The following is a 13283-nucleotide window of genomic DNA, read 5'->3' on the forward strand; positions in this document are numbered from 1 at the left end:
TTTAAAAACCCCTGCCGCTATGCGGTCGGGGTTTTTTTATCGTCTATTTTGTCTTTTGCCTCTTGCTGGCCAACACTATCCTGCGCCTGCTGCTCCCAATAATCCCGCTGCAGCCGTTCTTTTGCAATCGTACACATGAGATTCACGCTTTAGCGCTCCTTTCATTTAAAAGGTGGTGATTGGTCGTGTTTGCCCTATCTAATATACTCTTTTCCTTTCATTCCTATGCGGTAAACAAAAAGATCCTTTGCCTTCAGTGGCAAAGGATCTTTTTCTTATTTATACGTCACAAGGAAGTATTTTTTCTTCCCGCGGCGCAGAACAGTAAATTGATTTTCGATACGGTCTTCAGCTGATAGGGTATAATTTATTTCCGTCTGGCGTTCACCGTTAATGTAAACAGCTCCGTTTTGAATGTCTTCACGCGCTTGGCGTTTAGAAGGAGATAATTTAGATTGCACCAACACATCTACAAGTGAAAGCTCTTGGGTGCTGTCAGCTTCCATAGAAGGAACATCTTTAAAGCCTACTTTTACGTCTTGAGCAGAAAGCTCTTTAATATTGCCGCTGAACAGCGCTTGGGAGATGTTGATGGCTTGCTCCAGCGCCTCGCGTCCGTGAACAAGTGATGTCACTTCTTCTGCCAGGCGTTTTTGTGCTTCACGTTTTTCTGGCGCCGTTTCTGTTTTTTCAGCGTATGCTTCAATTTCTTCTTTTGAAAGGAACGTAAAGTATTTCAAGTATTTGACAACGTCACGGTCGTCTGTGTTGATCCAGAATTGATAGAATTCATATGGCGATGTTTTTTCTTTATCAAGCCAGATCGCACCGCCTTCCGTTTTTCCGAACTTCGTGCCGTCTGCTTTTGTGACAAGCGGAATCGTTAGGCCGAACGCTTTTGCTCCTTCTTCTTCTGATTTTCTGATCAGTTCAAGACCCGCTGTGATGTTGCCCCACTGATCGCTTCCGCCGATTTGCAGTTTACAGTTTTTGTCTCTGTAAAGATTTAAGAAATCATAAGATTGAAGAATCATGTAGCTGAATTCTGTGTACGAGATGCCGGATTCAATTCTTGAGCTGACCGTATCTTTTGCCAGCATGTAATTGATGCCGAAATTTTTACCAACGTCACGAAGGAAATCGATCACATTCATTTTGCCGATCCAGTCAAAGTTGTTCGCGATGACAGCTGGGTTTTCTGCTGCTTCAAAATCTAGAAATCTGGACAGCTGATTTTTGATTTTTTGGGACCATTCGGATACGATGTCAGCAGTGTTTAATGTACGCTCTGCTTTTTTTCCGCTTGGATCACCGATGAGGCCCGTCGCGCCGCCCACAAGCGCAATCGGATGATGCCCTGCAAGCTGAAAACGGCGAAGTGTTAAAATAGGCAGCAGGTGTCCGATATGCAAGCTGTCTGCTGTCGGGTCAAAGCCTGAGTACAAGCGGATTTTTTCTTCATTCAGCTGTTTATTTAACCCTTCTTCATCTGTCATTTGCTGAATCAATCCGCGGAAGGATAAGTCTTCAAGTAAGTTAGTCATAAGATAAAGCTCCTTTTTTGATTAAAATAAAAAACGCCCCTTCGTTTACACGAAGGGACGATTGATTATCGCGGTACCACCCTACTAATAAGAGAATGCAAACATTCGTCTTATCACTTTGCCTGATAACGGATCAGGTCCGTTCTTTCACTACTGAAAGCCTGGCCGGCTTTGTTTGCAAAAGCGGTTCATGAGTGTATTCGATATACCCATCTGTGCTGATTTTCACCGGCCATCAGCTCTCTGGAACGTAAGGATATTCTACTTGTCTCAATCTTTACCTTTTCATATGAAGCTATATCATTTTTAACATAAATAAAATCCTGTGTCAACGCCGCCTTTTAATCCTCCATTGTTGACAGATCTCCAGCAGGCAGATTAAGCTCCCATGCCTTCAGCACGCGCCTCATGATCTTTCCGCTTCGGGTTTTCGGAAGCTTATCTTTAAATTCGATCTCACGCGGAGCCGCATGGGCTGCAAGACCCTGCTTTACAAATAGGCGGATCTCTTCTTTCAGTTTATCAGACGGCTCAAATCCTTCCCTGAGTGCAATAAAGGCTTTAATGATTTCTCCACGCACCGGGTCAGGCTTTCCGATTACGCCTGCTTCTGCAATAGCCGGATGTTCGACAAGCTTGCTTTCCACTTCAAATGGGCCGACGCGCTCACCGGAGGTCATGATGACGTCATCAACTCTGCCTTGGAACCAAAAGTATCCCTCTTCATCCATGTAAGCAGAATCCCCAGACACATACCAGCCGCCCGGCATGAAATACGATTCATACTTTTCAGCGTTATTCCAAATGGTATGCATCATGGAAGGCCAGCCCTTTTTGATGGCGAGATTGCCCATTCGGTATGGCGGTAGCTCGTTGCCTTGATTGTCAACGATCGCTGCCTCCACTCCTGGAATCGGCTTACCCATTGAACCCGGTTTAATATCCATGCAAGGATAGTTGCAGATGAGCTGACTGCCCGTTTCGGTCATCCACCATGTATCATGAATTCGTTTGTTAAAAACTTTATGTCCCCATCTGATGACTTCCGGATTTAGCGGCTCACCGACACTGAGCACATGCCGTAGTGAAGTTAGGTCATATTTCGCAGCCATTTCATCTCCCGCTCCCATCAGCATCCGAAAAGCGGTCGGCGCGCTGTACCAGACATTGACGCCAAGCTGTTCAATCGTTCCATACCAGCTTTCCGGGCTGAAACGCCCGCCGACGATGACATTTGTCGCTCCGTTCAGCCACGGTGCAAAAATGCCGTATACCGTACCTGTCACCCAGCCTGGATCAGCCGTGCACCAATAAATGTCTTCTTCCTTTAAATCAAGGACCCACTTTCCTGTTTGATATTGCTGAATCATCGCTTCATGGACATGCAGCACGCCCTTTGGCGTACCAGTGGAACCTGATGTATAGTGAAGCAGAAAGCCGTCTTTTTTATCCATCCATTCGATATCCAGTCTTGTGCTTTCCTGTTTCGCTGCTTCATCATAATTGATGATATTCGTGCCGCTCTCAGCCTCTCCCCCGACTACGAAGACATGCTGCAAGTGAGGCAGTTTGTCTACCGGTATTCTCTCCAGCAGCTCAGGTGTTGTGACAACAACCTTTGCCTCACTGTTTTCAAGCCGGTCTTTCACCGCTCCCTCCATAAATGCTTCGAACAGCGGCCCGGCGATGGCGCCAATTTTGATTGCGCCAAGCATAATAAAATAAAGCTCGGGTGATCTCGGCATAAAAATAAAAACGCGGTCCCCTTTTTCCACATTTCCATACCGTCTCAGCACATTCCCGGCTCTGTTTGATTCTTCCTTCATTTCTTTAAATGTGTATTTTTCATCCCTTTTTGCGTCTTTATAATAAAGCGCTACTTTGTTTTTTCGAAACGATTCGGCATGGCGGTCAATCGCTTCATACGCCGCATTCAGTTTCCCTGTCTCATGCCAAGAGAAATGTTTCTCTGCCTCGGCCCAATCAAAATGCCGGTACGTTTCTTCATAGTTTTTTAAGTTATGATCCCCCTCTATTGCTGGTAACGCTTTCAAATTCATGCCCAAACATCCCCCTTTGCTGAAGTTGTCACAATTATTATAGTATATATTCATATTCTTCTCAATTTTTAAAATATAAACCATGTTGAAAACGCTTTATAATTTGGTATTCTTAAAGAAGGCATGTATTTTTATAAGAATTGATGGGACGGTGAATTAGTGGAACATCATAAAACATACCATTCAGCAAACATCAAAACAGCAACCGGCTCTTTACTGATAGAAGGGCCTGTCTCTCCAGAGGATTTGGCAGGTTATGAGTTTCATAAAGATTTAACCGCATTTCGCCCGCCTCGCGAGCAGCATGAAGCGCTAGTCGACATTGCAGGCCTTCCCGAAGGGCGCATTATTATTGCCAGAGACGGCCGAACCATTGTCGGCTATGTCACGTATTTATATCCTGACCCGCTCGAAAGATGGTCTGAAGGAAATATGGAGGATTTGATTGAGCTCGGAGCCATCGAAGTAGCGCCGGACTATCGGGGATGCGCTGTTGGAAAGACGCTCCTGACCGTCAGCATGATGGATGAACAAATGGAAAACTACATTGTGATGACGACAGAATATTACTGGCATTGGGATTTAAAAGGGATGAAAAAAGATGTGTGGGAATACAGAAAGATGATGGAAAAGATGATGAATGCAGGCGGATTGGTCTGGTTTGCAACGGATGAGCCGGAGATCAGCTCCCACCCTGCAAACTGTCTGATGGCCCGCATCGGAAAAAACGTCAGCCAAGAATCAATTGAGCAATTTGACAGGCTCCGTTTTTATCATCGTTATATGTATTAACTGACACTGGCAAAGGGGAAAAAATAATGATTGTTGAGCAAATCATGAAAAGAGATGTCATTACATTAACGAAGACGGATACGCTTGAAACAGCAATATGCAAACTGAAGGAATTCCATATCAGGCATCTGCCTGTTGTAGATGAAGAACGACACGTGATCGGCATGATTACAGACAGAGACATGAAACAGGCCAGCCCGAGTATTTTTGAAGAAAACAAACGAAGCCTATTTCTCACACGAAGCGTAGATTCAATTATGAAAAAAGATGTTGTCTGCGCCCACCCGTTAGATTTTGTCGAAGAAATATCAGCCGTGTTCTACGAGCATGGCATCGGCTGCCTTCCAGTGGTACACCATCAAAAATTAATAGGCATTTTAACAAAAACCGATTTGCTGCGGACGTTTGTCAAATTGACAGGCGCTGACCAGCCGGGATCGCAAATTGAGATAAAAGTAAACGACATCACCAAAAGCCTCGCTGAGATCAGCAGTCTTTGCCAAGACCTTCAAGTGAAAATATTAAGCGTGCTTGTTTATCCGCATGACGATCCCGGTGTAAAAGTGCTTGTCTTCCGTGTAAAAACGATGAATCCGCTGCCGTTTTTGCAGGCATTACAAAGAAATGGACACCACGTCGTATGGCCGTCAGAGCAAAGGGATCTGCTATGAGAGACAGTGTATTTATCTATTCTCCATCCTACCAAACCTATATGTTTCATCAGGAGCATCCCTTTAATCAGCAGCGGGTTCTGTTAACATATGATTTGCTTAAGACGATCAATGCCTTTGATGATGGAGACATTGTCACCCCCAGACTCGCTTCAGAAGAGGAGCTTTCCCTTGTCCACACGGACGATTACATTCAGGCCGTAAAGCTTGCGGGCGCCGGAAAGCTTCCCGCTGAAGAAGGAGAAAGCTACGGGCTCGGCACTGAAGACACACCCGTCTTTGCCGGCATGCACGAAGCGGCATCCCTCTTGGTCGGCGGCACTTTAACGGCCGCAGACTGGGTCATGTCAGGACAAGCCCTGCATGCGGCAAACCTTGGTGGAGGGCTTCATCATGGCTTTCGCGGGAGAGCATCAGGATTCTGCATATACAACGACAGCGCTGTGGCGATTCAATATATCCAGAAAAAATATAGCGCCAGAGTGCTTTATATTGATACGGACGCCCACCACGGGGACGGTGTGCAATTTACATTTTACGATAATCCTGACGTATGCACGCTGTCCATTCATGAAACAGGAAGGTATTTATTCCCTGGAACCGGTCAGATCCAAGAAAAAGGCAGCGGAAAAGGATATGGCTATTCCTTTAATATCCCGCTTGACGCTTTTACAGAGGATGATTCTTTTCTTGAGGCTTACCGGACAGCAGCTTCAGAAGTCGCCGCGTATTTCGAGCCTGATGTCATTATCAGTCAAAACGGCGCCGATGCCCATTACTACGATCCGCTGACGCATTTATCAGCAACAATCAATATATACGAAGAAATCCCCCGTCTTGCACACACTTTGGCTCATCAATATTGCGGAGGGAAATGGATTGCAGTCGGAGGCGGCGGATATGATATTTGGCGTGTCGTGCCCCGCGCCTGGGCCAGAATATGGCTTGAAATGAAGGGAATTGATCCGGGACACGAGATCCCGCCGGAATGGATTGCTAAATGGCAAAAACAATGCCCCGTGGCCCTTCCGTCGAGCTGGAGCGATCCGGCTGATTTATATCCTCCGATTCCCCGCAAGCCTGAAATTACAGAAAAAAATGCCCAAACTGTCAGCAAAGCATTATATGCGATACGTTCTGAACAGCAAAGAACAAAGTAAAAAACGACCTTTACGAAGAGGTCGTTTTTGATTTTTTGATCACTATTTCCACACGCCGATTTTCCTTCATGTGTTCATTTGTCTTGTTATCCTTCACCGGCTTTGTATCCGCATAACCGACAGCAATAAAGCGCTTGGAGGGAAGCTTCTCTTTTGACGTGAAGTATTGAATCACTCCACTTGCCCGTGCTGCTGATAGCTCCCAGTTCGACGGGTATCGGTATGTCGAAATGTTTCGGCTGTCTGTATGCCCCTCCACCTGAATGTCATTTGGAATTGTTTGAAGAAGAACGGCAATTTGGTGAAGAAGTGTTTCGGCATTTTTCAGCACCTTTGCCTCACCTGTATCAAACAGCACAGCCTCCTGAAGAACGAGCACGACACCGCGTTCATCCCGTTTGGCTGTCATTTGGGCCTTCAAATGATTGTCTTTTATATATGTATTTACTTTCTTGAGAAGCTGATCCTGCTGATCCTCTTGCTTCTTCGTATCAGGTGGGGATATATTCTTTTTTTCTATGGATGTTTGGTCCGGCTGAAGCCCGTTGCCTTCCTTCTGGATTGAGTCCACTGCCGCTTTGAATTTTTGCAGATCAATTTGGGACATCGAAAAGAGTAAAATAAAGAACACAAGGATCAAGGTGATCAAATCTGTAAAGGTTACCATCCAGCTGGATGAAGATTGACTGTTTTTTCCGCTTCCATTCCTTCTTTCAAAACGTTCTCTTCTAAGCTTCATGTACAGATCCCTTTTTTGTTTTTACTTGTTTTGGCTGCTTCTGCCATTCTTCCCGTGAGCTGAAAACGACCAGCTGGCTTTCAAGGTTGCGCGGGTTTTTTCCGGATTGAACACCGATAATCCCTTCCACCATTACCTGCTTGATGAAAATTTCACTTTCTGTTTTCTCTTCAAGCTTAGCCGCGATCGGGTTGAAGACCATATTTGCCAGTAATGAACCATATAAAGTCGTCAGAAGCGCAATGGCCATGTTTGGTCCGAGCATATGCGGGTCGTTTAAGTTTTTGAGCATCAGCACAAGCCCGACGAGTGTTCCGATCATTCCCCACGCCGGAGCGAATTCTCCCGCTTTTTCAAAAACTCGCCGCCCTTTTCGGTGCCGTTCCTCCATTGCTGCGATTTCTGAATCCATGACGAGCCGAATCGTTTCTTCATCCCAGCCGTCAATCGCTAAAAGCAGCCCTTTTTTCAAGAATGGATCTTTGATTTCCCGAGCCTGATCATCCAATGATAAAAGCCCGTGTTTTCGCGCGTGATCGGAAAGGGAGACAAAGGTTTTCACAAGATCTTTCACATTGTCTTCCTGGCGGATGAATGCCTGCTTTAACACAGAGGGCGCTTTTTTCAGCTCTCTTGGTGGAAAACTGATAAAAACAGCCGCGCAAAGTCCCCCTGTTACGATGAAGAAAGAGGTCAGATCAAGAAAAGAGCGGAAACCGCTTACTCCCGATCCCGAAATAATCCCAATAACAATAATAATCGTTCCTAACACAAATCCAACAGGTGTAAGATAATCAAAACGTTTCATCATTTCTCCCCATGAAAAAAGCAAGAATTCACCATAAAGGTGAAGCTTGCTCTTTGTTTTTCTTATGACTTGGTTGACTTTCTTAGCTCTATACGGTGCGGCAGTTCGACGATATGCTCTTCAACCGGCTCTTTATTCATGAGCTTCGTCAGCAGTCTCATCGCAACGGCGCCAATATCATATGTCGGCTGAACAACTGTTGAAAGCTGCGGGCGAACCATAAGGCTTAATCTTGTATTATCAAAACCGATAATGTCGAGATCCTCCGGAATGGATAAGCCCTGATCCTGAGCAGCATGGATAATGCCCAGTGCCATTTCATCAGTTGCAGAAAGAATGGCTGTCGGTTTTTTATCCAGGCTCATCAGATGCTGCAGTGCTTCGAGTCCGGAATCATATGTGTAATCCCCTTCAGCTACAAATTGTTCATTAAACGGAAGGTTCGCTTCTTCAAGCGCACGTTTGTAGCCTTGGAGTTTTTTCGAACGGTTGATCGGTTCTGCCATTGGTCCGGAAACGAACGCGATGTCTGTATGTCCTTTATCAACCAAAAGCTTCACGGCATCATAAATCGCCTGTTCGTAATCGATAGCGACTGACGGTGTTTCCTCCTGCTCTTCTACAGAAGCAGCAAGTACGATCGGCACTGGGGAACGCTTAAATTCCGCCACATGCTCGTCCGTAATGTTTCCGCCCATAAACACGATGCCGTCCACTTGTTTGCCGAGCATTGTGTTTAACAAGTGCAGCTCTTTCTCCATGTTTTGGTCAGAGTTGCTCAAAATAATATTGTATTTATACATTGTCGCGATATCTTCAATTCCGCGTGCAAGCTCTGAATAGAAAATGCTTGAGATATCGGGAATGATGACACCTACAGTTGTTGTTTTTTTACTTGCCAGCCCTCTTGCCACCGCGTTTGGACGGTAACCGAGACGTTCAATGGCTTCCAAGACTTTTTTCCGCGTTGTCGGTTTTACATTCGGGTTGCCGTTCACGACACGGGAAACGGTTGCCATGCTTACATTAGCTTCTCTCGCTACATCGTAGATCGTAATATTGCTCATCCTAAAACCACTCCTTTTACTGGATACACTTATCCTTATCTATAGCATAAACACTTTATGTAGAGAAATGTCATAATGTCCGAATTTATGTCGTTTATGATTTGTAAGCGTAAGTCAGTAGTGTACATTATTTTTCATTATTCATCAAATTTAATTACTTCTCATGAAATTATACACGTTTTTATAGATGATGAAAACGTATACTTGGTTTTTATAACTAAATAAACGAGAAAGCATAAAAAAAGGCCGCAGGCGCGGCCTTTTGGATTGTTCAATTAAGCGTTGACTTTCACCATTGGCTTCAGTTCATTCAGCCATTTTTCGAATTCAGGAATCGCCATTTGCTGAGCAGAGTCAGAAAGTGCGACTGACGGATCAGGGTGAACCTCAGCCATTACGCCATCTGCACCGATCGCTAAAGCGGCTTTAGCTGTCGGAAGCAAGAGGTCACGGCGGCCTGTTGAATGCGTAACATCAACAAAGACTGGCAAATGCGTTTCTTGTTTCAAAATCGGCACAGCTGAAATATCCAGCGTGTTTCTCGTTGCTGTTTCATATGTTCTGATTCCGCGCTCACAAAGGATAATTTGGTCATTTCCTTGTGACATGATGTATTCAGCAGCATTGATGAATTCAGAGATCGTTGCAGCAAGACCACGTTTCAGAAGCACTGGCTTTTTCACTGCGCCGGCCGCCTTCAGCAATTCGAAGTTTTGCATGTTGCGCGCTCCGATTTGAATGACATCAATGTAGTCCAGCGCTTCTTCGATATGAGCCGGAGTTACGATTTCACTGATAACCGCCAGATCAAATTCATCCGCTACACGTTTTAAAATTTGAAGGCCTTCAACACCAAGCCCTTGGAAATCGTATGGGCTCGTACGAGGCTTAAAGGCTCCACCGCGCAAAATTTTAATCCCTTGTTTTTTCGCAGCTGCAGCGACTTCAGCTACCTGCTCATAGCTCTCTACCGCACATGGGCCGACAATGAATCTTTGCTGGCCGTCTCCGATTTTTTCGCCTTTGATATCAACAATTGTATCTTCAGGTTTTTTCTTGCGGGAGACAAGCAGCGCTTTGCTGTGATCTTCTTCCTGAAGCTCTAAACCGGCTTTGAATATCTCTTTAAAAATGTGCTGGATGGTTGAATTTTCGAACGGCCCGTCATTGTTTTCAATGATATTGTTCAGCATTGTGCGTTCTCTGACAGGGTCAAATCGGTTGACACCCTGTGCTTCCTTCGCTTTACCGATCTCTTTTACAACATTTCCGCGTTCGTTGATTAGTTTTAAAATTTGTAGGTTTAATTCGTCTGCTTTCTGCCTTAAAAGCTCTAACTCTGTGTTGCTCATTTTTTTCATCCTTTCCCTGCACATTCATTTTTTATTTTGTAGTTATCATGCATCTTACTATAAGTAATTCCAAATGGAAATACTGAAATACAAAAAATTTTATAAAAACTCTACTTTATTACCCAAACGCTTTTAAGTGATAAAGTAATCTATGAAGCTATCCTACATGATGTGAGGGCAATGTTCAAGGGTTTTTTACAAAAAAAAAGCGCCAGATGATATCTGGACGCTTTTTTCTATGACAAATGCTGCTCAATAGCGGCTTCTGTAATTTGTGAATGTGAGGTATGCCATTTCACTTCACCGTTCTGGATGATGAATATCTGAGGGCTTTCATGCTTGACCCCATATGTTTCTGCAATGAAATTGGACAGCGGCCGGGCTTCTTGTACTTGAAGATAGTAAGCCGGCACATCCTCATGCTGATTTGCAAAGGCATCAAACTCATGAAATGCTGCCTGGCTGATCGGGCATGTGGTGCTGTGTTTAAAGAAGACGAAAACGCCTTCCTGTTCTGCAATCCGTTTAAATTCTTCCTCAGATTGAATAAGCTGTTTAGCCATGACTCAAGCTCTTCCTTCCCTGCTCAGCGATTCAACTGCTCAGCCTGTTTTTGTGCATCTTTCAGTTCGTCTTTTACATCTTCTTTCGTCTGGAGGACTTGATCTTTTGTTTCATCAGCCGCCTGCATCGCTTCTTCCCTCATATCTTGCATTGCAGTCGATGAATCCGTTTTGTCAGATTTGGAACGGTCTCTTAAATCCTTTACCTTGTTCATGATCTGCCCAGACTGATCCGCTACAAGCTGTGTGATGTTGGAAGTTTTGTCTTTTGCGATGCTGACATATTGCGTGCCTTTTTCCTTCGCATCTGCCGTCATTTTATCAGTTTTGTCCCGTAAAGCAACAGCTTGGCTGCCGAGATCGTCGCGAAGTTCTTTGCCTGATTTAGGCGCTAGAAAAAGAGCTGTAGTGGCACCGATGATTCCCCCGATTAAAGTTCCGATTAAAAAATCTTTACTATTAATTCCATCTTTGCTCATCATTATTCCTCCTCTTAGTATTTTTTTCTCTTACAGGGCTGATTTTTTCTTTTGCTTCCATTTCTCCCAAATTTCCATTGCTGCTTGACTCCATGTGACAACTTGATTGATCTTATCTTGATTTTCTCTAACTGATGCCGATACAGACCCTGCCGCTTGTTTCATGGATGTATTGAACTGCTGTACAGAAGCTCCCACTCCTTGAACAGCATGAACGACCGTATTCAGCTTTTCTGATTTTTCCTGAATATCTTCAGCCAGGCGGTTGGTCTTATGTAAAAGCTCGGCTGTTTCAGTTGTGATGCCCTTCATTTGTCCCTCCAGCCCTTCAAGAGTGGATGCGACGTTTTTTAGTGTCAGCTGCAGTGACTTCAATGTTTTAGACAAGTAGATCACTAATACGAGAAATGCAACTGCGATGAGTGCAACGCTCAAATAAAGAATAATAATCATCTCAAACCTCCTTGCTGCAGGATATACTGCTGTTTACCCGTTTTCTTCAATCATAAACATGTGTACTGGGCTGTATACATACTATTCTCCGTTATGTAAGAAAATCCTTTAATAAGCTTTCCCATCAGATAAATAAAAAGCAGTGAGATCACTGCTTTTTATTATGCCATGACGTTTTCGTAGGCTCTCATATATTTTTGGATATCTCCTGCTCCCATAAAGATGAGAACGGCTTTATCATGAGCTTTTAAAACAGATGTGTCATCTTCTTCAATCAGCTTGGCATTATGAATTTTTCCCTGGAGATCACCGATCGTCAGCTTTCCGGCATTCTCACGGGCTGAGCCGAAAATATCGCATAAATACACACAGTCAGCGCCGCTCAGGCTTTCTGCAAATTCGTCAAGAAACTGCTGCGTCCGTGTAAATGTATGAGGCTGAAATACCGCGACAATTTCCCGATCAGGATATTTCTGTCTTGCCGCCTCAATTGTCACTTTTATTTCTGTCGGATGATGAGCATAGTCATCGATCAGCACTTGATCCCCAAGCTGCTTCTCATTGAATCTGCGTTTGACGCCCCCAAAGGATTTGAGAGCATGCTTAATGATGCTGGAATCAATTTCTTCATAATGGCATAACGCAATGACCGCCAATGAGTTTAATACATTGTGGTGGCCGTACGCAGGAATATAAAACGTATCATAGAACGTATTGCGGACAAAGACATCAAAAGTTGTCCCTTCCGTGCTTTTTACGATGTTTCTGGCTTGAAAATCATTTTCTTCCCCCGTGCCGTAATACACAACCGGGACGTTCGCATGGATTTTCGGCAGATGCTCATCGTCTCCGCAGGCAATAATGCCTTTGTTGACTTGAAGAGCCATCTCTTGGAAAGCGTCAAATACATCGTCAATGCTTGAGAAGTAATCAGGGTGATCAAAATCAATATTCGTCATAATCGCGTAATCCGGCTGATAGCTTAAGAAATGGCGGCGGTATTCGCACGCTTCAAACACAAAATATTCGCTGTTTTCATTTCCCTGGCCTGTTCCGTCTCCGATTAAGAAAGACGTCGGTTTTGCGTTTTGGATCACGTGAGCCAGCAGACCCGTAGTCGACGTTTTGCCGTGTGCGCCCGTAACGGCAACACTCGTGAATTTTTTCATGTAGTCGCCTAAAAACTTATGATAACGTATCACCGGAATTCCCTCAGACATCGCTTTTTCTATTTCAGGATGCGTGTCTGGGAATGCGTTTCCGGCGATGACTGTCATGCCGGGTTTAATATTTTCCGCGCTAAAAGGAAGAATCGTAATATTTCTTTTTTCAAGCGCTGTTTGCGTAAAAATAAATTTTTCGATATCCGATCCTTGGACAGTATATCCATTATCATGAAGTATTTGGGCAAGCGGACTCATACCGGTCCCTTTTATTCCAACAAAATGATAAACAGTCATAATTGTACCTCCAACAAACGTCTATCTGTTCCCCAGTATATGACGCTCATTTCAATTTGCGACCGCGGCGGCTGAAAAGCCCCCTTAGCGGCGTATTTTATATGTTTTGTTATGTTTAGTATCAGGTTATTTCTT

14 protein-coding genes and 1 other annotated feature are annotated in these 13283 nt (G+C 44.4%); of the genes, 3 read left to right on the forward strand and 11 right to left on the reverse strand.

Annotation, left to right across the window (positions count from 1 at the left end; translation table 11 throughout):
* Positions 1-17 precede the first annotated feature (17 nt).
* From MHH79_RS15120 to acsA, 3 genes are all read right to left on the reverse strand, one after another.
* Positions 18-146, reverse strand: coding sequence for a hypothetical protein (locus MHH79_RS15120; protein ID WP_015483566.1), 129 nt, complete (start codon positions 144-146; stop codon positions 18-20).
* 129 nt (positions 147-275) lie between these two features.
* Positions 276-1544, reverse strand: coding sequence for a tyrosine--tRNA ligase (gene tyrS / locus MHH79_RS15125; protein WP_015384385.1), 1269 nt, complete (start codon positions 1542-1544; stop codon positions 276-278).
* A gap of 50 nt (positions 1545-1594) precedes the next feature.
* Positions 1595-1831 (reverse strand) — a binding site (T-box leader).
* Positions 1832-1885: 54 nt separating this feature from the next.
* Positions 1886-3604, reverse strand: coding sequence for an acetate--CoA ligase (gene acsA / locus MHH79_RS15130; RefSeq protein ID WP_047183033.1), 1719 nt, complete (start codon positions 3602-3604; stop codon positions 1886-1888).
* A gap of 159 nt (positions 3605-3763) precedes the next feature.
* Here acsA and acuA point away from each other — a divergent pair, with 159 nt between their 5' ends.
* The 3 genes from acuA to MHH79_RS15145 are packed head-to-tail and all read left to right on the forward strand — an operon-like array spanning position 3764 to position 6227.
* Entirely contained in the window at positions 3764-4396 is a 633-nt protein-coding gene (acuA, locus tag MHH79_RS15135) for an acetoin utilization protein acetyltransferase AcuA (protein WP_063335792.1), read from the forward strand.
* A 26-nt stretch (positions 4397-4422) separates the two neighbouring features.
* Positions 4423-5067 carry an acetoin utilization AcuB family protein gene (locus MHH79_RS15140; protein ID WP_003229294.1) on the forward strand — a complete coding sequence of 215 codons (645 nt, stop codon included), beginning with the start codon at positions 4423-4425 and terminating at the stop codon, positions 5065-5067.
* Positions 5064-6227 carry an acetoin utilization protein AcuC gene (locus tag MHH79_RS15145; RefSeq protein WP_015251447.1) on the forward strand — a complete coding sequence of 388 codons (1164 nt, stop codon included), beginning with the start codon at positions 5064-5066 and terminating at the stop codon, positions 6225-6227. The genes MHH79_RS15140 and MHH79_RS15145 overlap by 4 nt, the downstream gene beginning before the upstream one ends.
* A gap of 10 nt (positions 6228-6237) precedes the next feature.
* On the opposite strand, the gene motS is transcribed toward MHH79_RS15145, so the two are convergent.
* The 8 genes from motS to murC all read right to left on the reverse strand — a co-directional run bounded on the left by motS (position 6238) and on the right by murC (position 13148).
* Positions 6238-6966 carry a flagellar motor protein MotS gene (gene motS / locus MHH79_RS15150; RefSeq protein ID WP_063335791.1) on the reverse strand — a complete coding sequence of 243 codons (729 nt, stop codon included), beginning with the start codon at positions 6964-6966 and terminating at the stop codon, positions 6238-6240.
* Positions 6956-7774: a flagellar motor protein MotP gene (motP, locus tag MHH79_RS15155; protein WP_014477672.1), complete on the reverse strand. Its 819-nt coding sequence runs from the start codon at positions 7772-7774 to the stop codon at positions 6956-6958. Before motP ends, motS begins: the two co-directional genes overlap by 11 nt.
* 62 nt (positions 7775-7836) lie before the next feature.
* Complete coding sequence (gene ccpA, locus MHH79_RS15160; protein ID WP_003229285.1) at positions 7837-8841, reverse strand: catabolite control protein A; 1005 nt, start codon at positions 8839-8841, stop codon at positions 7837-7839.
* A gap of 275 nt (positions 8842-9116) precedes the next feature.
* A complete protein-coding gene (locus MHH79_RS15165) occupies positions 9117-10193 on the reverse strand; it encodes a bifunctional 3-deoxy-7-phosphoheptulonate synthase/chorismate mutase (protein WP_003223454.1) in 1077 nt (358 codons plus the stop codon).
* A 236-nt stretch (positions 10194-10429) separates the two neighbouring features.
* On the reverse strand, positions 10430-10756 hold the full coding sequence (gene ytxJ / locus MHH79_RS15170; RefSeq protein WP_015251445.1) for a bacillithiol system redox-active protein YtxJ: 327 nt from the start codon (positions 10754-10756) through the stop codon (positions 10430-10432).
* A 23-nt stretch (positions 10757-10779) separates the two neighbouring features.
* A complete protein-coding gene (locus MHH79_RS15175; protein WP_004398549.1) occupies positions 10780-11235 on the reverse strand; it encodes a YtxH domain-containing protein in 456 nt (151 codons plus the stop codon).
* 30 nt (positions 11236-11265) lie between these two features.
* The gene (locus MHH79_RS15180) at positions 11266-11688 is read right to left on the reverse strand and encodes a DUF948 domain-containing protein (protein ID WP_003229276.1); all 423 of its coding nucleotides are present in this window, start codon (positions 11686-11688) and stop codon (positions 11266-11268) included.
* 161 nt (positions 11689-11849) lie between these two features.
* The gene (gene murC / locus MHH79_RS15185; RefSeq protein WP_003229274.1) at positions 11850-13148 is read right to left on the reverse strand and encodes a UDP-N-acetylmuramate--L-alanine ligase; all 1299 of its coding nucleotides are present in this window, start codon (positions 13146-13148) and stop codon (positions 11850-11852) included.
* Positions 13149-13283 lie beyond the last annotated feature (135 nt).

The sequence above is a fragment of the Bacillus sp. FSL K6-0993 genome, from assembly GCF_037977205.1.
Classification (GTDB): domain Bacteria; phylum Bacillota; class Bacilli; order Bacillales; family Bacillaceae; genus Bacillus; species Bacillus subtilis.

Coding starts and splice junctions, on each gene's coding strand:
- tyrS (WP_015384385.1), bottom strand. CDS start 1,544: ATGACTAACTTACTTGAAGACTTATCCTTCCGCGGATTGATTCAGCAA.
- acsA (WP_047183033.1), bottom strand. CDS start 3,604: ATGAATTTGAAAGCGTTACCAGCAATAGAGGGGGATCATAACTTAAAA.
- MHH79_RS15140 (WP_003229294.1), top strand. CDS start 4,423: ATGATTGTTGAGCAAATCATGAAAAGAGATGTCATTACATTAACGAAG.
- MHH79_RS15145 (WP_015251447.1), top strand. CDS start 5,064: ATGAGAGACAGTGTATTTATCTATTCTCCATCCTACCAAACCTATATG.
- motS (WP_063335791.1), bottom strand. CDS start 6,966: ATGAAGCTTAGAAGAGAACGTTTTGAAAGAAGGAATGGAAGCGGAAAA.
- motP (WP_014477672.1), bottom strand. CDS start 7,774: ATGAAACGTTTTGATTATCTTACACCTGTTGGATTTGTGTTAGGAACG.
- ccpA (WP_003229285.1), bottom strand. CDS start 8,841: ATGAGCAATATTACGATCTACGATGTAGCGAGAGAAGCTAATGTAAGC.
- MHH79_RS15165 (WP_003223454.1), bottom strand. CDS start 10,193: ATGAGCAACACAGAGTTAGAGCTTTTAAGGCAGAAAGCAGACGAATTA.
- ytxJ (WP_015251445.1), bottom strand. CDS start 10,756: ATGGCTAAACAGCTTATTCAATCTGAGGAAGAATTTAAACGGATTGCA.
- MHH79_RS15175 (WP_004398549.1), bottom strand. CDS start 11,235: ATGAGCAAAGATGGAATTAATAGTAAAGATTTTTTAATCGGAACTTTA.
- MHH79_RS15180 (WP_003229276.1), bottom strand. CDS start 11,688: ATGATTATTATTCTTTATTTGAGCGTTGCACTCATCGCAGTTGCATTT.
- murC (WP_003229274.1), bottom strand. CDS start 13,148: ATGACTGTTTATCATTTTGTTGGAATAAAAGGGACCGGTATGAGTCCG.